16 protein-coding genes are annotated in these 16,907 nt (G+C 62.3%); 6 read left to right on the forward strand and 10 right to left on the reverse strand.

Features of this window, described 5'->3' with window-relative positions:
* Nucleotides 1-21: 21 nt before the first annotated feature.
* On the forward strand, nucleotides 22-474 hold the full coding sequence (locus ACF8EF_RS14335) for a GNAT family N-acetyltransferase (protein WP_176683092.1): 453 nt from the start codon (nucleotides 22-24) through the stop codon (nucleotides 472-474).
* Between the two features lie 57 nt (nucleotides 475-531).
* Here ACF8EF_RS14335 and ACF8EF_RS14340 read toward each other — a convergent pair whose 3' ends face one another.
* From ACF8EF_RS14340 to tkt, 9 genes are all read right to left on the reverse strand, one after another.
* On the reverse strand, nucleotides 532-828 hold the full coding sequence (locus ACF8EF_RS14340) for a helix-turn-helix domain-containing protein (protein WP_003249396.1): 297 nt from the start codon (nucleotides 826-828) through the stop codon (nucleotides 532-534).
* Nucleotides 829-840: 12 nt separating this feature from the next.
* The gene (locus ACF8EF_RS14345; protein ID WP_176683255.1) at nucleotides 841-1,341 is read right to left on the reverse strand and encodes a M48 family metallopeptidase; all 501 of its coding nucleotides are present in this window, start codon (nucleotides 1,339-1,341) and stop codon (nucleotides 841-843) included.
* A gap of 39 nt (nucleotides 1,342-1,380) precedes the next feature.
* On the reverse strand, nucleotides 1,381-3,507 hold the full coding sequence (locus tag ACF8EF_RS14350; RefSeq protein ID WP_392461418.1) for a putative bifunctional diguanylate cyclase/phosphodiesterase: 2,127 nt from the start codon (nucleotides 3,505-3,507) through the stop codon (nucleotides 1,381-1,383).
* Nucleotides 3,508-3,719: 212 nt separating this feature from the next.
* Complete coding sequence (fba, locus tag ACF8EF_RS14355; RefSeq protein ID WP_176683090.1) at nucleotides 3,720-4,784, reverse strand: class II fructose-bisphosphate aldolase; 1,065 nt, start codon at nucleotides 4,782-4,784, stop codon at nucleotides 3,720-3,722.
* A 100-nt stretch (nucleotides 4,785-4,884) separates the two neighbouring features.
* Entirely contained in the window at nucleotides 4,885-5,214 is a 330-nt protein-coding gene (locus ACF8EF_RS14360) for an MliC family protein (protein WP_176683089.1), read from the reverse strand.
* Between the two features lie 160 nt (nucleotides 5,215-5,374).
* A complete protein-coding gene (locus tag ACF8EF_RS14365) occupies nucleotides 5,375-5,626 on the reverse strand; it encodes a hypothetical protein (protein WP_392461420.1) in 252 nt (83 codons plus the stop codon).
* Complete coding sequence (locus ACF8EF_RS14370) at nucleotides 5,626-6,789, reverse strand: phosphoglycerate kinase (protein ID WP_392461422.1); 1,164 nt, start codon at nucleotides 6,787-6,789, stop codon at nucleotides 5,626-5,628. The genes ACF8EF_RS14365 and ACF8EF_RS14370 overlap by 1 nt, the downstream gene beginning before the upstream one ends.
* Before the next feature lie 12 nt (nucleotides 6,790-6,801).
* Nucleotides 6,802-7,863 (reverse strand): erythrose-4-phosphate dehydrogenase, encoded by a 1,062-nt coding sequence (gene epd / locus ACF8EF_RS14375; RefSeq protein WP_012274524.1) that lies wholly within the window; start codon nucleotides 7,861-7,863, stop codon nucleotides 6,802-6,804.
* A 152-nt stretch (nucleotides 7,864-8,015) separates the two neighbouring features.
* Nucleotides 8,016-10,013: a transketolase gene (gene tkt / locus ACF8EF_RS14380; RefSeq protein ID WP_176683086.1), complete on the reverse strand. Its 1,998-nt coding sequence runs from the start codon at nucleotides 10,011-10,013 to the stop codon at nucleotides 8,016-8,018.
* 251 nt (nucleotides 10,014-10,264) lie between these two features.
* Here tkt and ACF8EF_RS14385 point away from each other — a divergent pair, with 251 nt between their 5' ends.
* From ACF8EF_RS14385 to ACF8EF_RS14400, 4 genes are all read left to right on the forward strand, one after another.
* On the forward strand, nucleotides 10,265-11,257 hold the full coding sequence (locus tag ACF8EF_RS14385) for a metalloregulator ArsR/SmtB family transcription factor (RefSeq protein WP_176683085.1): 993 nt from the start codon (nucleotides 10,265-10,267) through the stop codon (nucleotides 11,255-11,257).
* An 18-nt stretch (nucleotides 11,258-11,275) separates the two neighbouring features.
* On the forward strand, nucleotides 11,276-12,466 hold the full coding sequence (gene metK / locus ACF8EF_RS14390; RefSeq protein ID WP_003249375.1) for a methionine adenosyltransferase: 1,191 nt from the start codon (nucleotides 11,276-11,278) through the stop codon (nucleotides 12,464-12,466).
* A gap of 228 nt (nucleotides 12,467-12,694) precedes the next feature.
* Nucleotides 12,695-14,395: an NAD-dependent DNA ligase LigB gene (gene ligB, locus ACF8EF_RS14395; RefSeq protein WP_392461423.1), complete on the forward strand. Its 1,701-nt coding sequence runs from the start codon at nucleotides 12,695-12,697 to the stop codon at nucleotides 14,393-14,395.
* Nucleotides 14,396-14,527: 132 nt separating this feature from the next.
* Entirely contained in the window at nucleotides 14,528-14,920 is a 393-nt protein-coding gene (locus ACF8EF_RS14400; protein WP_084850245.1) for a DUF1090 domain-containing protein, read from the forward strand.
* A gap of 188 nt (nucleotides 14,921-15,108) precedes the next feature.
* Here ACF8EF_RS14400 and ACF8EF_RS14405 read toward each other — a convergent pair whose 3' ends face one another.
* Nucleotides 15,109-15,567, reverse strand: coding sequence for a cytochrome c (locus ACF8EF_RS14405; RefSeq protein ID WP_209969626.1), 459 nt, complete (start codon nucleotides 15,565-15,567; stop codon nucleotides 15,109-15,111).
* A 119-nt stretch (nucleotides 15,568-15,686) separates the two neighbouring features.
* Here ACF8EF_RS14405 and ACF8EF_RS14410 point away from each other — a divergent pair, with 119 nt between their 5' ends.
* The gene (locus ACF8EF_RS14410; protein ID WP_176683082.1) at nucleotides 15,687-16,838 is read left to right on the forward strand and encodes a murein transglycosylase A; all 1,152 of its coding nucleotides are present in this window, start codon (nucleotides 15,687-15,689) and stop codon (nucleotides 16,836-16,838) included.
* Nucleotides 16,839-16,907: the final 69 nt, after the last annotated feature.

Genomic DNA, 16,907 nt, shown 5'->3' on the forward strand with positions numbered 1-16,907 from the left:
CCATCCAAGGAGTTCGCGCCAATGTCAATCGCCTGGCTGTGCAAGCACCACACTGACCTCGGCAAAGAGCAGCTCTACGCCATTCTGCAGTTACGCACTGAAGTATTCGTGGTGGAGCAGCGCCATGCCTACCAGGAAGTCGATGGTCAGGACCTGACTGGCGATACCTTGCATCTCATGGCCTGGCACAAAGACAAGCTGGTAGCCTACCTGCGCCTGCTGGATCCGCAGTCACAAGGTGGGGATGTGGTGATGGGGCGATTGGTGACATCACCGCAGGCGCGAACTTTGAAGCTTGAAGAAAGCTTGCTGCTCAAGGGGTTGGAGGCAGCGGACCATTGTTGGCCTGGGGTGCCGGTTTATCTGTCGGCTCAGGCGCATTTGCAGGATTTTTATGCCCGCCATGGGTTTGCGGTGGTGAGCGGGGAGTCTCTGGTGGACGGCATCGTGTCTATCGGGATGCGCAAGGGTTGAGTCAACCGCGTGGGAGCGGGTTTGCCCGCGAAGCTGACACCGCGCAGGCTTTTCAGATCAGGGGTAGCCCAGTACTTCGCGGATCTGCCGCAGGTGACGGATGATCCACTGCTTGTCGATCGCCCCCCAGTCATGAATACGGTAATGCCCGGCGTGGTTGCGTGCGCCTTCCTGCTGTTCGAACTCGCAGACGATGTCCAGGTCGGCCAGCGCGGCGATAGTGTCCTGGGCTGTCCGGCGGGGCATGCCAGTGGCCTCCATCAGGGCGGGCACGCTGGTCGCCGTCTGGCTGTCGATCAGCCAGGCCACGTACAGCCGGCGGTAGAAGCTGCTCTTGGTCTTGCTTACTTCCATGCTGCTTGTTCCTTAGAGGTTGCCCGGCAGCTCCCGGTAGGTCAGGTAGACGCGCAGGTCGAATTCCAGTTGGTGATAGTCCGGCTCCATGTGCTGGCAGAGCTGGTAGAACGCCTTGTTGTGATCTCGCTCGCGCAGGTGCGCCAACTCGTGCACAACGATCATGCGCAAGAACTGTGGCGCGGCTTCCTTGAACAGTGAGGCAATACGGATTTCCTTCTTCGCCTTGAGCTTGCCGCCCTGCACCCGCGATACCGCCGTGTTCAAGCCCAGGGCCCGATGCGTCAGGTCGAGGCGACTGTCGAACAGCACCTTGTCCAGGTTTGGCGCACTTCGCAGGTACTGTTGGCGCAGATCCTGGGCATAGCCATACAGCGCCTTGTCGTTTTGCACGTCATGGCGGTCAGGGTAACGGCGCTGCAGGTATTCACCCAGGCGGTCGCTGTCGATCATCTGCCGCACCTGCTGCTGCAGGTGCGGGGGGTAGGCTTGCAAGTAACGTAGTACGGTCATGGCGCTGTATTCGGCGTAACGAATACCGATTCTAGCCAATCACGGCCCTGGCCAGGAGAAAATTGCCGGGAAGCCGCTGGCGTCAGCAGCAGTCATCGGATAAGCCACCAGGAAACCCTGAACGTATTCGCAACCATTGGCCTTGAGCCAGGCTGCCTGCGCCGGGGTCTCCACGCCCTCGGCGATCACCGTTATACGGTAGTCGGCGCACAGGCCGATCACGCTGCGAGCCAACGCAGCATCTACCGCCGAATCGGGCAGGCGTGCAACCAGATGACGATCGAGCTTGAGGGTATCGATAGGCAGGTCGCGCAGCATGCGCAACGAACAGTCACCCGCTCCGAAGTCATCCAGGGCCACCCTCACGCCCAGCTCACGCAAGCGGTGTATCTGTTTGACGGCCGCATCGATGTTGTACATCAGCGAGGTTTCCGCCACTTCCACTTCCAACTGCGTCGGGACAAGCTGGTAGAGCTGGATGACCCGTTGCAGTTCTTCGACCAGGCCAGGCATGACGAACTGCGCGCGGCTCAGGCTGATGCCAAGCACGAGGTCCGGCGGAAACCGGTCGTACCAGGCCTGCCGCTGCGCGGCCCCTTGGCGGTAGATCCAGCTGGCCAGGCGGTTGATCAGCCGCGCTTCTTCCAGCAACGGGATGAACAGCCCCGGCGGTACATCGCCAACGCTGGGGTGCTGCCAGCGCAGCAAGGCCTCGAAACCACGCAGGCGACCATCGTGGAAAGCTACCTGTGGCTGGTACACCAAGGTAAAGTCCTGCTGCTCGATGGCCGCGCGCACGCTGTCTTCGAGCATCAACCGCGAGCGTGCCCGCCCATTGAGCTCCTGGTCGTAGAAGCGGTATTGCTGACGCCCAGCTTGCTTGGCTGCGTACATCGCTGTATCGGCCGAACGCAGCAGGCCTTCGACATTGGCGCCGCAGTCCGGGTAGGTGGCAATGCCGATGCTGACCCCAAGGCAGACATCGAGCCCATCTACCTCATGGCTGATGGAAACACGCTCGAGCAACCGTTCGGCATAACGCCCGGCCTGCTCCGGGTAGGGCAAGCTGTCGAACAGTGCGGTGAACTCATCGCCGCCCATACGCGCCAGCAAGGCCTCACTGCCCAGGCAGTCCTTGAGTTGCTCGGCGACCCAGCGTAACACCCGGTCGCCCGCGTCGTGGCCGAGCGAGTCGTTGATGCGCTTGAAGCCATCCAGGTCCATGTACATCAGCGCCTGCGCCTTGGCCGAGCGCTCGTTGCGTAACAGAGCACCTTCAGCAGCCTGGTAGAAACCCCGGCGGTTGAGCAGACCGGTGAGCGGGTCAGTAATGGCCTGGTATTCCAGCTGCTGGTGCAAGTTACGCACCACCGACATGTCCAGCACGGTCACCACCATCGCCTGCTGGTCGGCCGGCAACGGCGCACAGGACAGCGCCACCGGTACAGATTCACCCCCTTGGGTACGCAGTTGGGCATCGTGTACGCGGAAGATCTGCCGCCCCTGATAGGCCTTGTAGAAGTCCGACTCGCGCCATAGGCTGGCACTGGCCAGATGCACAACGTCAAGCAATTGGGTGCCCTGCAGTTGTTGCACCGGCGCCCCCAGCAAACGGGAAATGGCCGGATTGGCAAAACTGATAATGCCATTGGCATCAACCACCAGAATGCCTTCAGCGGAATTTTCCAGGATGGACGCATTGAATGCCCTGGCCGCCTCCAGCTCGCGACTCAGCTGCTGCAGCATGCGCCGGTTGCGCTGCTGTTCGAGAAGAGCCTGAACCTTGGGCTTGAGGATTTGCGGGTCGAACGGTTTGAACATGTAGTCCACGGCGCCGCTGGCGTAGCCTTTGAGCACGGCCGCTTCGGACTGTTCGTTGGCGGTGAGGAAAATGATCGGGGTCAGTCGGGTACGCTGATTGCCGCGCATCAGCCGTGCGACTTCAAAGCCGTCCATTTCCGGCATCTGTACATCCATCAACACCAGGTCGACTTCGTACTCCAGCAATGCGCTCAAGGCTTCTATCCCAGAGCTTGCCGTCAATACTTGCCAATCCTGCCGGGCCAGCAAGGCCCGCATGCTGATTAGGTTCTCGGGGTAGTCGTCTACCACCAGAAGAACTGAGCTGCCATCCAGTGGCTGCTGTTTAGGGTGAGCGCCATCCATGCTGCTTCTCTGTTATGTGACCGACTTCAAAATACGGTTGGATCCATTAGTACTCTAGACCTGAGGCAGCAACACGCAATGCAATCAGAACGCTATCAATGGCCAAACTGTACGGTAGCCGACTAACGGTCGGTCTGCCTGATTTATGTCCACGTATCCATCGCCCATAAAAAAACCCGCATCGCTGCGGGTTTTTCAGGGTTACCAGTCGATCAGTTGACCTTGGCGGCCAGCTCACCTTTCAGGTAGCGCTGGAACATACCTTCCAGGGAGATCGGCTTGATCTTCGAGGCATTGCCAGCGGTGCCGAAGGCTTCGTAACGGGCGATGCACACGTCACGCATGGCCTTGATGGTTTCACCGAAGAACTTGCGCGGGTCGAACTCGCTCGGGTTCTGCGCCATCAGGCGACGCATGGCACCGGTGGACGCCAGACGCAGGTCGGTATCGATGTTGACCTTGCGCACGCCGTGCTTGATGCCTTCAACGATTTCTTCGACCGGTACACCGTAGGTTTCTTTGATGTCGCCGCCGTACTGGTTGATGATCGCCAGCCACTCTTGCGGTACCGAGGACGAACCGTGCATCACCAGGTGGGTGTTGGGAATGCGCTTGTGGATTTCCTTGATGCGATCGATGGCCAGCACGTCACCGGTTGGTGGCTTGGTGAACTTGTAGGCACCGTGGCTGGTACCGATGGCGATCGCCAGGGCGTCGACCTGGGTCTTCTTGACGAAGTCGGCGGCTTCTTCCGGGTCGGTCAGCATCTGGCTGTGATCCAGCACGCCTTCGGCGCCGATCCCGTCTTCTTCACCGGCCATGCCGGTTTCCAGCGAACCCAGGCAGCCCAGCTCGCCTTCAACCGAAACGCCGCAAGCGTGAGCCATGGCAACGGTCTGCTGGGTAACGCGGACGTTGTACTCGTAGTCGGTCGGGGTCTTGCCGTCTTCACCCAGCGAACCGTCCATCATGACCGAGCTGAAGCCCAGCTGGATCGAGCGCTGGCAGACGTCAGGGCTGGTACCGTGGTCCTGGTGCATGCACACCGGGATGTGCGGGAACTCTTCGATGGCAGCCAGGATCAGGTGGCGCAGGAATGGCGCACCAGCGTATTTGCGGGCACCGGCCGAAGCCTGGACGATCACGGGGGAGTCGGTCTTGTCGGCCGCTTCCATGATGGCGCGCATCTGCTCGAGGTTGTTGACGTTGAAAGCTGGAACGCCATAGCCGAACTCGGCGGCGTGGTCCAGCATCTGGCGCATGCTAATGAGTGCCATTGTGTATCTCTCTCCCGACAAGCGTCGTTTGTTTCGTGCAAGCCTGCCGCAGGGGCGGTTGCTGTTCAAGTAGTGTGGGCCACCCTTGCGGCCCGGCCAGTCACGGTGCCTTGCAGCCCCGCCCAATCAGATCGTTGGTTGCCACCCAGTACACCAGGCCTTCTTCGCCCTTGGTGTGGAAGGCCAGCATGCCATCGCTGTACAGCGCGCCTGAGGCACCCGGTTCAGCCTTGAGCCGGTAGACCTGGTCGCCGCCGCCAAGGCGCACGTCAACCTGTTCGCGTTGCACATCGGCAAAGCGCCAAAGCACCTCAGCCTGGGTGTCGCAGACCCAACGGGTCCAGTTGTCTGCCGGGGCGGGTTGCGCCGGCTGCAGCAGTGAGCATCCTGCCAGTGTCGCCAGGGCCGTCACGGCCAAAAGCGCTTTCATTCAGTTTCCTCGATTTGGGGCTGCTGTGCAGCCCTTCGCGGGCTCGCCCGCTCCCACAGGTACAGTTCGGTCTCTGTGGGAGCGGGCGAGCCCGCGAAGGGCCGCACAGCGGCCCCTTCTTCAAGACCACAAATCAACGTTCAGGTTGCCTATTACCCGATCAAGGGCAACCCGGCGCCTTGCGCTGGTGGTCTTCGTCGTACTTTTCCAGGCCTTCCGGGCCCACGCGCTTGCCGATGACCGGCACGGTCTCGGCCTGCCATTCGGACTGGTAGCAACCGCCCTTGTGCGATCGCGCCGGGTCGGCATCCGAGGCCGGGCTGCCCGCGCAAGCGCTCAGCAGACCGGCCAGCATCATCACAGACAATTGCTTGACCACCAGGCCACTCCCTTTGCCAAGCGCCGACGTCATCAGGCCTTGGCCCGCTCTTCCAGGATTGCCACAGCTGGCAGGACCTTGCCCTCGACGAACTCGAGGAAGGCGCCACCACCGGTAGAAATGTAGGAGATTTCCTTGCTGACGCCATATTTGTCGATGGCTGCCAGGGTGTCACCGCCACCGGCAATGGAGAACGCAGCGCTCTCGGCGATCGCCTTGGCCAGTACCTTGGTGCCGTTGCCGAACTGATCGAATTCGAACACACCAACCGGGCCGTTCCACAGAATGGTTTTCGACGACTTCAGCAACTCGGCGAAGTTGGCTGCGGTTTGCGGGCCGATGTCCAGGATCATGTCGTCGGCAGCTACGTCGGCAATGGTTTTGACCGTAGCTTCAGCGCTCTCGGCGAACTCTTTGGCAACCACCACGTCGACTGGCAGCGGCACGCTGACCTTGGCGGCAATGGCCTTGGCGGTGTCGACCAGGTCAGGCTCGTACAGCGACTTGCCCACCGGGTGGCCAGCAGCGGCCAGGAAGGTGTTGGCAATACCGCCACCAACGATCAACTGGTCGCAAACACTGCTCAGGCTGTTCAGCACGTCCAGCTTGGTGGAAACCTTGGAGCCGGCAACGATGGCCGCCATCGGCTTGGCCGGAGCCTTGAGGGCCTTGCCCAAGGCATCCAGCTCGGCTGCCAGCAGCGGGCCGGCAGCGGCAACCTTGGCGAACTTGGCGACGCCATGGGTCGAGCCTTCGGCGCGGTGTGCAGTGCCGAAAGCGTCCATGACGAATACGTCGCACAGGGCAGCGTACTTCTGCGCCAGCTCGTCGGCGTTTTTCTTCTCGCCCTTGTTGAAGCGCACATTCTCGAACAGCACCAGTTCACCGGCCTGTACCGTGACACCGTCCAGATAGTCGGCAACCAGCGGCACGTCACGGCCCAAGGCCTTGCTCAGGTAATCGGCGACCGGCTTGAGGCTGTTCTCGGCAGAGAATTCGCCTTCGGTCGGGCGGCCCAGGTGCGAGCAGACCATTACCGCTGCACCCTTCTCCAGGGCCAGCTTGATGGTCGGCAGCGCTGCCAGGATACGTGCGTCGCTGGCTACCACACCGTCCTTCACAGGCACGTTGAGGTCTTCGCGGATCAGTACGCGCTTACCTTGCAGGTCGAGGTCGGTCATCTTCAACACGGTCATGAATGCAGTCCTTCAGGGCTGTTTGTTGCGGGTTGGGTGAACGACGTGCAGAAAGTGTTCGGCAACGTCGAGCATACGGTTGGCAAAACCCCATTCGTTGTCGAACCAGGCCAGCAGGTTTACCAGGCGGGGGCCGGAAACACGCGTCTGGCTGGCATCGACGATCGCCGAATGCGGGTCATGGTTGAAATCACAGCTGGCGTGCGGCAGCTCGGTGTAGGCCAGCAAGCCTTTGAGCGGGCCTTCCAGCGCGGCCTCGCGCAGCACTCGGTTGACTTCGGCCGCACTGGTGTCGCGGGCGGTCTGCAGGGTGATGTCCAGGCACGAGACGTTGACGGTCGGTACACGTACCGCTTTGGCCTGGATTCGCCCGGCAAGTTCCGGAAGCAGGCGCTCGATACCACGCGCCAGGCCGGTGGACACGGGGATCACCGACTGGAAGGCCGAACGCGTGCGGCGCAGGTCTTCGTGGTGGTAGGCATCGATCACCGGCTGGTCGTTCATCGCCGAGTGGATGGTGGTGATCTGCACGTATTCGATGCCGAACGCCTGGTCCAGCACACGCAGCAGCGGCACGCCGCAGTTGGTGGTGCACGAAGCGTTGGACACCAGGCGCTCGCTGCCGGTAAGGCAGGCCTGGTTGATGCCGTAGACCACCGTGGCGTCAACGTCGGCCTCGCTGGCCATGGGCTGCGAGAACAGCACCCTTGGTGCACCGGCGTCGAGGAAACGCTGGCCATCGGCACGGGTGTTATAGGCACCGGAACACTCCAGCACCAGGTCGATGCCCAGCGCAGCCCAGTCGATGCCTTCGGGGGTGGCACTGCGCATTACCTTCACGCAGTCGCCATTGATGTGCAGACAGTCGCCGTCGACCTTGACCTCGCCGGGGAAACGCCCGTGGGTGGAGTCGAAGCGTGTCAGGTATTCCAGGCTGGCCTGATCGGCCAGATCGTTCAGCGCTACGATCTCGAAGCCGGCCTTTGCCCCCCGCTCGAACAGCGCGCGCAGGACACAGCGGCCGATACGGCCATAACCGTTGAGTGCAACTTTGTAGGGACGCAGGTGGGGCATTCGGGGCTCACGAGACAGTTCAATTGTCGTCAGCCTGCGGAGTTTGCGGTGTGGCATTTGCGGGCAAGCCCGCTCCCACAGGGTTTCATGCAACCTCTGTGGGAGCGGGCTTGCCCGCGAATAGAAGGCGACACCGCCCGCAGATCTTTAAATCAGTCTTCCAGCAGCTCTTCGGCAGTACCGAGGATGTTCTCCAGGGTGAAGCCAAACTCTTCGAACAGTGCCGAAGCCGGCGCCGACTCACCGTAAGTGGTCATGCCGATGATACGACCTTCCAGGCCAACGTACTTGTACCAGAAGTCGGCGTGGGCAGCTTCGATGGCGATGCGCGCACCGACTTCCAGCGGCAGCACGGACTGCTTGTAGGCAGCGTCCTGGGCATCGAACACGCTGGTGCACGGCATGGAAACCACGCGCACCTTGCGGCCTTGCTCGGTCAGCTTGTCGAAGGCCTGAACAGCCAGGCCCACTTCGGAACCGGTGGCGATCAGGATCAGTTCGGGCTCGCCGGCGCAGTCCTTGAGCACATAGCCACCGCGGCTGATGTCGGCGATCTGCTGGGCATCGCGGTCCTGGTGCTGCAGGTTCTGACGCGAGAAGATCAGCGCCGATGGGCCGTCCTTGCGCTCCAGGGCGTTTTTCCAGGACACGGCGGATTCCACCGCGTCGGCTGGGCGCCAAGTATCCAGGTTTGGCGTGCTGCGCAGGCTGGTCAGCTGCTCGATCGGCTGGTGCGTCGGGCCGTCTTCGCCCAGACCGATGGAGTCATGGGTGTACACGTGGATCACGCGCTGCTTCATCAGGGCCGACATGCGCACGGCGTTGCGGGCGTATTCCATGAACATCAGGAAGGTCGCGCCGTAAGGCACCAGGCCACCGTGCAGGGCAACGCCGTTCATGATGGCGGTCATGCCGAACTCGCGCACGCCGTAGAACACGTAGTTGCCGCTGGCGTCATTGGCTTCGACGCCCTTGCAACCTTTCCACAGGGTCAGGTTGGAGCCGGCCAGGTCCGCCGAACCACCGAGGAACTCCGGCAGCAGCGGGCCAAAGGCGTTCAGGGCGTTCTGGCTGGCCTTGCGGCTGGCGATGGTTTCGCCTTTGGCAGCCACTTCGTTGATGTAGGCCTGGGCCTTTTCGCTGAAGTCGGCCGGCAGCTCGCCGCTGTCACGGCGCTTGAACTCGGCAGCCAGCTCCGGGTAGGCCTTGGCGTAGGCCTCGAAGCGCTGGTTCCACTCGGCTTCGGCCTTGGCGCCAGCGGCCTTGGCATCCCACTCGGCATAAATGTCGGCAGGGATTTCGAACGGGCCGTGGTTCCAGTTCAGTTCTTTACGGGCCAAGGCGATTTCGTCGTTGCCCAGCGGTGCACCGTGGCAATCTTCCTTGCCCTGCTTGTTCGGCGAGCCAAAACCAATGATGGTCTTGCAGCAGATCAGGGTCGGGCGATCGCTCTTGCGGGCGGTCTCGATGGCCATCTTGATTTCTTCGGCGTCATGGCCGTCGACGTTGCGGATCACCTGCCAGTTGTAGGCTTCGAAGCGCGCCGGGGTGTTGTCGGTGAACCAGCCGTGCACTTCGCCGTCGATGGAGATGCCATTGTCATCGTAGAAGGCGATCAGCTTGTTCAGGCCCAGGGTGCCGGCCAGCGAGGCGACTTCATGGGAGATGCCTTCCATCATGCAGCCGTCGCCGAGGAACACATAGGTGTTGTGGTCGACGATATTGTGGCCGTCACGGTTGAACTGGGCAGCCAGCACTTTTTCGGCCAGGGCGAAGCCCACGGCGTTGGCGATACCTTGGCCGAGCGGACCGGTGGTGGTCTCGACGCCTGGGGTGTAGCCGTATTCCGGATGGCCCGGGGTGCGGCTGTGCAGTTGGCGGAAACCTTTGATGTCATCGATGGTGACGTCGTAGCCGGTCAGGTGCAGCAGCGAGTAGATCAGCATCGAACCGTGGCCGTTGGACAGTACGAAGCGGTCACGGTCGGCGAAACTCGGGTTGCTCGGGTTGTGCTTCAGGTAGTCGCGCCAAAGCACTTCGGCGATATCCGCCATGCCCATGGGGGCACCTGGGTGGCCGCTGTTGGCCTTTTGCACGGCATCCATGCTGAGGGCACGAATGGCGTTGGCACGTTCACGACGGCTGGGCATCGCTGATCTCCTAGGGGGCTTGAATAGGTGGTGTCACGAAAAAGGCGGCCATTTTCGCCCACTGGGGGCGCTTGGGGCAAACATTTAAGCGCCAAGCGCAAGCTTTAAGCTGCAAGTGAAGAAACAGAGCGCGACTCGGAGCGCTCCAAAGCGTGTAGCTTGAAGCTTTCGGCTTGCAGCTCATCGCCAATATCAAAACTTTTTGATATTGGCCTTGCTAGGGCATCGATGCCTGTCTAGACTGCCGCCCCATGAATCTGCGTGCGCAATCGATCCCCGAGCAACGCGAAACATTGGCTGCCCTGTGCAAAGCCAGTGGCGATGCGTTGCGCCTGAACGTATTGCGCGCCCTGGCCAACGACTCGTTCGGCGTGCTGGAACTGGCGCAGATCTTCGACATCGGCCAGTCGGGCATGAGCCACCACCTTAAGGTGCTGGCCCAGGCCGACCTTGTGGCAACCCGCCGCGAAGGCAACGCCATCTTCTACCGCCGTGCCCTGCCCGATGGCCTGCGCCTGGGTGGCCGGCTGCATGCAGCGCTGCTCGAAGAAGTCGACGAGTTGGCCCTGCCGCCCGATGTGCAGGCGCGCATCGCCCAGGTGCAGCAGCGCCGGGCGGCTACCAGCCAGGACTTCTTCCTGCGCGTTGAAGAGAAGTTCCGTGCCCAGCAAGACCTGATCGCCGGCCTTCCGCAGTACCGCGAAAGCCTGCTGGCGCTGCTCGACAAACTGCATTTCGACCCGGCTGCCAGCGCGCTGGAAGTCGGGCCCGGCGACGGTGGCTTCCTGCCCGACCTGGCCCGGCGCTTTGCCCAGGTCACCGCCCTGGACAACAGCCCTACCATGCTCGAACTTGCACGTCAGGTGTGCCAGCGCGAAGGGCTCGACAACGTGAACCTGCAGTTGGCCGATGCACTGGGTGCAACGGATGTGGCCGCCGACTGCGTTGTGCTGAACATGGTGCTGCACCATTTCAGCGACCCGGCCCTGGCCTTGCGCCAGCTGGCCAAACGGGTAAAGGCAGGCGGCAGCCTGCTGGTCACCGAACTGTGCAGCCATGACCAGGGGTGGGCGCGCGAAGCCTGCGGCGACCTCTGGCTGGGCTTCGAACAGGACGACCTGGCGCGCTGGGCCAACGCTGCCGGGCTGGTCCATGCGGACAGCCTGTACGTGGGCTTGCGTAACGGTTTCCAGATCCAGGTCCGCCATTTTCAGCGGACGGCTGGCGACATACACCATCGGTAAATTTCAGGAACCTTCGAGATGAGCGAATACTCCCTTTTCACCTCCGAGTCCGTGTCCGAAGGGCATCCGGACAAGATCGCCGACCAGATTTCGGACGCAGTCCTTGATGCCATCATCGCTCAGGACAAATACGCCCGCGTAGCCTGCGAAACCCTGGTCAAGACCGGTGTCGCCATCATCGCTGGCGAAGTCACCACTTCGGCCTGGGTCGACCTGGAAGACCTGGTGCGCAAAGTCATCATCGACATCGGCTACAACAGCTCTGACGTCGGCTTCGATGGCGCCACCTGCGCCGTGATGAACATCATTGGCAAACAGTCGGTAGACATCGCCCAAGGCGTGGACCGCTCCAAGCCGGAAGACCAGGGCGCCGGTGACCAGGGCCTGATGTTCGGCTATGCCAGCAACGAAACCGAAGTCCTGATGCCTGCACCAATCTGCTTCTCGCACCGCCTGGTAGAACGCCAGGCCGAGGCGCGCAAGTCCGGCCTGCTGCCGTGGCTGCGCCCGGATGCCAAGTCGCAGGTCACCTGCCGCTACGAGAACGGCAAAGTGGTCGGTATCGACGCCGTGGTGCTGTCGACCCAGCACAACCCGGAGGTTTCGCAGAAAGACCTGCAGGAAGCCGTGATGGAGCTGATCGTCAAGCACACCCTGCCGGCCGAACTGCTGCACAAAGGCACCCAGTACCACATCAACCCGACCGGCAACTTCATCATCGGTGGCCCGGTGGGTGACTGCGGCCTGACGGGCCGCAAGATCATCGTCGACTCCTACGGCGGCATGGCCCGCCACGGTGGTGGCGCGTTCTCCGGCAAGGACCCGTCCAAGGTTGACCGTTCCGCCGCCTACGCTGGCCGCTACGTGGCCAAGAACATCGTCGCCGCCGGCCTGGCCGAGCGTTGCGAGATCCAGGTGTCGTACGCCATTGGCGTGGCCCAGCCGACGTCCATCTCGATCAACACCTTCGGTACCGGCAAGGTCTCCGACGACAAGATCATCCAGCTGGTGCGCGAGTGCTTCGACCTGCGTCCGTACGCCATCACCACCATGCTCGACCTGCTGCACCCGATGTATCAGGAAACCGCTGCCTACGGCCACTTCGGCCGTACCCCGCAGCAGAAGACTGTCGGCGACGACACCTTCACCACCTTCACCTGGGAGCGCACCGACCGCGCCCAGTCGCTGCGCGACGCTGCCGGCCTGTAAGCTTCCTGCAGCACCAGATGAAAGCCCCTGCCGAGCGATCGGCAGGGGCTTTTTTGTGCCTGTCACGGCATTTTTATCGCCTGTGAGATAGAGCGCCGCGCTCGTTTCTTGTCCCACCTCGGGATTGGAGACGAGCACCTGCGAAATATCACCTGACAACTGCACACGCCAGCCGCCCCGCTACCCGCCTACGCTAAGCGCTTCACCGCCATGCAAGGATGCCAGGCCATGCCGTACCTGCTGTTGTTCGCCCTGCTATTTGCGCTGAACGTCCCATTGGCCAGGGCTGCCTCCTGCCCACACTGGGACCTGCAACAGGCCAAGGCCGAAGTTGCACAACTGCGCGCCACGCTTGCCCGATGGGACGAGCACTACCATCGCCAGGGCATAGCCCTGGTAGCCGACGAACTGTACGATCAGAGCCGCGAGCGCCTGAATCACCTGCAGCAGTGCTTCGCGGTTGGCACCAGCACCTCTCCCCTCGCCAGCGCTCGCGGCCCGGTCCCCCACCCCGTACCGCATACCGGCGTCGAAAAGCTGGCAGACCGCCAGGCCGTGGCGCGATGGATGGCCGGCAAGACCGGCGTGTGGGTACAGCCCAAGGTCGACGGTGTTGCAGTTTCCCTCACTTACCAGCAGGGCCGATTGGTACAGCTGACCAGCCGGGGGGACGGTGTACACGGCCATGACTGGAGCCGACACATCCCACAACTCGGCGCTGTCACTCGGCAGTTGCCTGAGGCGGTCGACCTGCACTTGCAAGGTGAGCTGTATCTGCGCCTGGACGACCATGTGCAAGCCAAGGCAGGCAGCGCCAACGCCCGGGGTACCGTGGCAGGGCTGCTTGCACGCAAGCAACTGACTGGCGCACAAGGCAACGCTATCGGCCTGTTCGTGTGGGGCTGGCCGCACGGCCCCGAGCAACAGGCCGATCGCCTCGCCCAGCTGGCACGGCTGGGGTTTCCGGACAGCCAGCTTTACAGCATCGCCATCGACACGCTGGAGGATGCGGCACACTGGCGCGAGCACTGGTATCGCTCTGCTCTGCCCTTCGCCACCGACGGTGTGATCCTGCGCCAGGGCAGCCGGCCGCCTGCCGAGCGCTGGCAGGCCAAGGCACCGTACTGGATCGCAGCCTGGAAGTACCCCTATGCACAAGCCTTGGCCGAAGTACGAGACGTGCGCTTTCGGGTCGGCCGCACTGGCAGGGTCACGCCCGTTCTGCATGTGCAACCCGTTACCCTCGATGACCGTCGTATTACCCAGGTCAGCCTTGGGTCGCTGGCGCGCTGGCAAACCTTGGATATTCGCCCCGGCGATCAGGTGGCTATCAGCCTTGCCGGGCTGACCATTCCGCGGCTCGATCACGTCGTGCACCGCGCTGTAGAGCGCCAACCGATTACCGCGCCAGCACCCGAGCAGCATCATGCCCACAGCTGCTGGCAGGCCAGCGAGGGCTGCGATGAGCAGTTCATTGCCCGCCTCACCTGGCTTAGCGGCAAACAGGGCCTGGCCTTGCCGCGCACCGGGCCCGGCACATGGCGTCGGCTGGTCGAAGCTGGCTTGGTAACGTCCATGACCGACTGGCTGCAGCTCGATGCCGAACGCCTGCAGCAGGCACCCGGAATCAGCAGGCTCACTGCGGCACACTTGCTGGGCAGTTTCGACGAAGCACGCTCACGCCCCTTCGATCAGTGGCTACGCGCCCTTGGCGCGCCCATTGGCAAGCATTTGCCACTGACTGGCGACTGGCAGGAACTGGCCTCACGCAGTGCCGGGCAATGGCAAACCGTGCCCGGCATCGGCGCAAAACGCTCGCGCCAACTTGTGGATTTCTTCGCGGCCGCTGAGGTGCAAGCCATTGCCGCACAGCTGGCAGAAACCGGCATAGAAGGGTTCCCGACCCCACCCCAGCACATTGAGCAATGATTTTTTACCAAATAATGCGTAGGAAAAACCCGAGACTCAGGCAGAAAACCCCACCAAGGGTTTCTAAATGGGTAAAACCAAGGCAGGATTTCCACCAACTTTTGCTGCCCCGCCCCGTTCAAGAGGCTTTTCATGAAACGTATTTCGACTCTTTTCCTGCTCGCAACACTGGGTCTGGCTGCGGGCAGCGTGCAAGCTGCCCAGCCGGACCCGGGCCTGACCGGTTGCGCCGCCAAGCGTAGCGCCATCGAAAACCAGCTGAAAATTGCCCGTGACCACGGCAACAGCGATCAGGTTGCAGGGCTGGAAGAAGCCCTGCGCGGTGTGGACAACTGCACCGACGCCAGCCTGCGCAAAGAGCGTGAGCAGAAGGTGCTCGACGCACGCCATGAAGTGGCGCAGCGGGAAAAGGACTTGAAGAAGGCCGAGAAGAAAGGCGACGCCGAGAAGATCAACAAGCGCAAGGACAAGCTGGCCGAGTCGCGCAAAGAGCTGCAGGAAGCGGTCGACGATCTCGACCGCTAAGGCATCTGGCCGGCAAGCCTGGTCTTTGTGGGAGCGGCCTTGTGTCGCGACAGGGCCGCACAGCGGCCCCGGCTATGCATGCATTTCTGCTGAAATCCTGGGGCCGCTGCGCGGCCCTATCGCGACACAAGGCCGCTCCCACAGGAATTTGTACACGCCTCGACGGTTTGCGCAAACAGCACAGCCATTCAATGATTACGAAATTCGCTATGACAGGCCTTGCACGCAGCCTCGACCTTGTCCATCGGTGCTTTCAGTTGCGCAGCATCCAGCGGCTGGCTGCGACTGACATCAACCAGTTCACCAGTGACACCTTCCAGTTGCCGGGCCAGGTCATGAAACCGCGCCTGGCGCTCCCACACCTCGGCGCGGGCGGCGCTGTCACCACCATCGCGCACCTGTGGAAAATGCTGCCACGGCTGATGCGACAGGCTGTCCAGCTTCAATGCACCGTCGGCAAACTTCACCCCGTCGAACGGCAACCGGCCACGCAGCATGCCACCCAGGTCTTCGCTGGTCTTGAGCATGTCCTTGAAGATCACCTTGCGTTTCCCCAGCGGCGAGTTCGGGTCTACCCGGTCACACCCCGTCAGAGCCCCTCCCAGGGTAAGTACTGCCAGCAGAACAACGGTCAATCGCTTAAACATCACGCTCACTTCGGCCTACGCAAATGGGCGGCCAGTATCGCTGCCCCCAGGCCAAACACCAATAGCCACATAAAAGGCAGGGGCGAACCTTCATGTTCGCTTCTGACAGGAATGCACACATGAAATCTGCCCTGCGTCACCTGGCCTGGACACTGCCGGTGCTGGCTTTGCTGGCCGGCTGCAACGGCGGCGAGAGCGCCAAGCCCGAGCCCCACGCTGTCGCCACCTATGCCCCGGCCACTTGGAAAGACTTGCCGGCCGTCAGCGATGAAGACCTGCTGGCAGGCTTTTATGCATGGCGCAATGGCTGCGAAAAACTCAAGCGCGATCCGGTGTGGGCCGCCACCTGCGAAGCGGCCGGCAGTGCCACAGCCAGCGCCGCCCAAGTGCGTACCTTCCTTGAGCAGAACCTGCAGGTGTACGGCCTGCGCTCTGCAGAGAACAACGCCAATGGCCTGATTACCGGCTACTACGAACCAGTCTACCCAGGCAGCCTGAGCCAATCGGCAACCAACCATGTGGCAGTCTACGGCATCCCTGATGACATGATCGTGGTCGACCTGGCCAGCGTGTACCCCGAACTCAAGGGCAAACGCCTGCGCGGCCGTCTGGAGGGGCGGGTGCTCAAGCCATACGACACGGCCGAAGTCATCAACCGTAACGGCGTCAAGGCACCGGTGCTGGCCTGGCTGACCGACCCGATGGACCTGCAATTCCTGCAGATCCAGGGTTCTGGCCGGGTACAACTGGAAGATGGCCGTCAACTGCGCCTGGGCTATGCCGACCAGAACGGCCACCCTTACCGGCCGATCGGCCGCTGGCTGGTGGAACAGGGCCAGCTGAAAAAAGAAGACGTGAGCATGGGTGCCATTCATGCCTGGGCCCAGGCCAACCCGCAGCGCGTACCAGAACTGCTGGCGAGCAACCCCAGCTACGTATTCTTCAGCACCCGCCCGGACAGCAACGAAGGCCCGCGCGGCTCGCTGAACGTACCGCTTACCGCCGGCTACAGCGTGGCCATCGACCGCAAGGTAATTCCGCTGGGCAGCCTGTTGTGGCTTTCCACTACGCGCCCGGACGGCTCGCCAGTGGTGCGCCCGGTGGGTGCGCAGGACACTGGTGGGGCGATTGCGGGTGAAGTGCGTGCCGACCTGTTCTGGGGCACCGGGCCGGAAGCCGGCGAGCTGGCGGGGAACATGAAGCAGCAGGGGCAGATCTGGATGCTCTGGCCTAAAGGCCAGCCGCTACCTGAGGTACCTAAGGTACCTTGATCGGCGGTGGATTCTTCGCGGGCTTGCCCGCTCCCACAGGTACACCACAGCCCTTGAATACTGTGGTGT

The organism is Pseudomonas sp. zjy_15, assembly GCF_043101865.1.
GTDB classification, from domain to species: domain Bacteria; phylum Pseudomonadota; class Gammaproteobacteria; order Pseudomonadales; family Pseudomonadaceae; genus Aquipseudomonas; species Aquipseudomonas putida_Y.

Bases quoted from the DNA above. Each gene is read 5' to 3' on its own strand.
- ACF8EF_RS14335 (WP_176683092.1), top strand. From the start codon at position 22: ATGTCAATCGCCTGGCTGTGCAAGCACCACACTGACCTCGGCAAAGAG.
- ACF8EF_RS14340 (WP_003249396.1), bottom strand. From the start codon at position 828: ATGGAAGTAAGCAAGACCAAGAGCAGCTTCTACCGCCGGCTGTACGTG.
- ACF8EF_RS14345 (WP_176683255.1), bottom strand. From the start codon at position 1,341: ATGACCGTACTACGTTACTTGCAAGCCTACCCCCCGCACCTGCAGCAG.
- ACF8EF_RS14350 (WP_392461418.1), bottom strand. From the start codon at position 3,507: ATGGATGGCGCTCACCCTAAACAGCAGCCACTGGATGGCAGCTCAGTT.
- fba (WP_176683090.1), bottom strand. From the start codon at position 4,784: ATGGCACTCATTAGCATGCGCCAGATGCTGGACCACGCCGCCGAGTTC.
- ACF8EF_RS14360 (WP_176683089.1), bottom strand. From the start codon at position 5,214: ATGAAAGCGCTTTTGGCCGTGACGGCCCTGGCGACACTGGCAGGATGC.
- ACF8EF_RS14365 (WP_392461420.1), bottom strand. From the start codon at position 5,626: ATGACGTCGGCGCTTGGCAAAGGGAGTGGCCTGGTGGTCAAGCAATTG.
- ACF8EF_RS14370 (WP_392461422.1), bottom strand. From the start codon at position 6,789: ATGACCGTGTTGAAGATGACCGACCTCGACCTGCAAGGTAAGCGCGTA.
- epd (WP_012274524.1), bottom strand. From the start codon at position 7,863: ATGCCCCACCTGCGTCCCTACAAAGTTGCACTCAACGGTTATGGCCGT.
- tkt (WP_176683086.1), bottom strand. From the start codon at position 10,013: ATGCCCAGCCGTCGTGAACGTGCCAACGCCATTCGTGCCCTCAGCATG.
- ACF8EF_RS14385 (WP_176683085.1), top strand. From the start codon at position 10,265: ATGAATCTGCGTGCGCAATCGATCCCCGAGCAACGCGAAACATTGGCT.
- metK (WP_003249375.1), top strand. From the start codon at position 11,276: ATGAGCGAATACTCCCTTTTCACCTCCGAGTCCGTGTCCGAAGGGCAT.
- ligB (WP_392461423.1), top strand. From the start codon at position 12,695: ATGCCGTACCTGCTGTTGTTCGCCCTGCTATTTGCGCTGAACGTCCCA.
- ACF8EF_RS14400 (WP_084850245.1), top strand. From the start codon at position 14,528: ATGAAACGTATTTCGACTCTTTTCCTGCTCGCAACACTGGGTCTGGCT.
- ACF8EF_RS14405 (WP_209969626.1), bottom strand. From the start codon at position 15,567: ATGTTTAAGCGATTGACCGTTGTTCTGCTGGCAGTACTTACCCTGGGA.
- ACF8EF_RS14410 (WP_176683082.1), top strand. From the start codon at position 15,687: ATGAAATCTGCCCTGCGTCACCTGGCCTGGACACTGCCGGTGCTGGCT.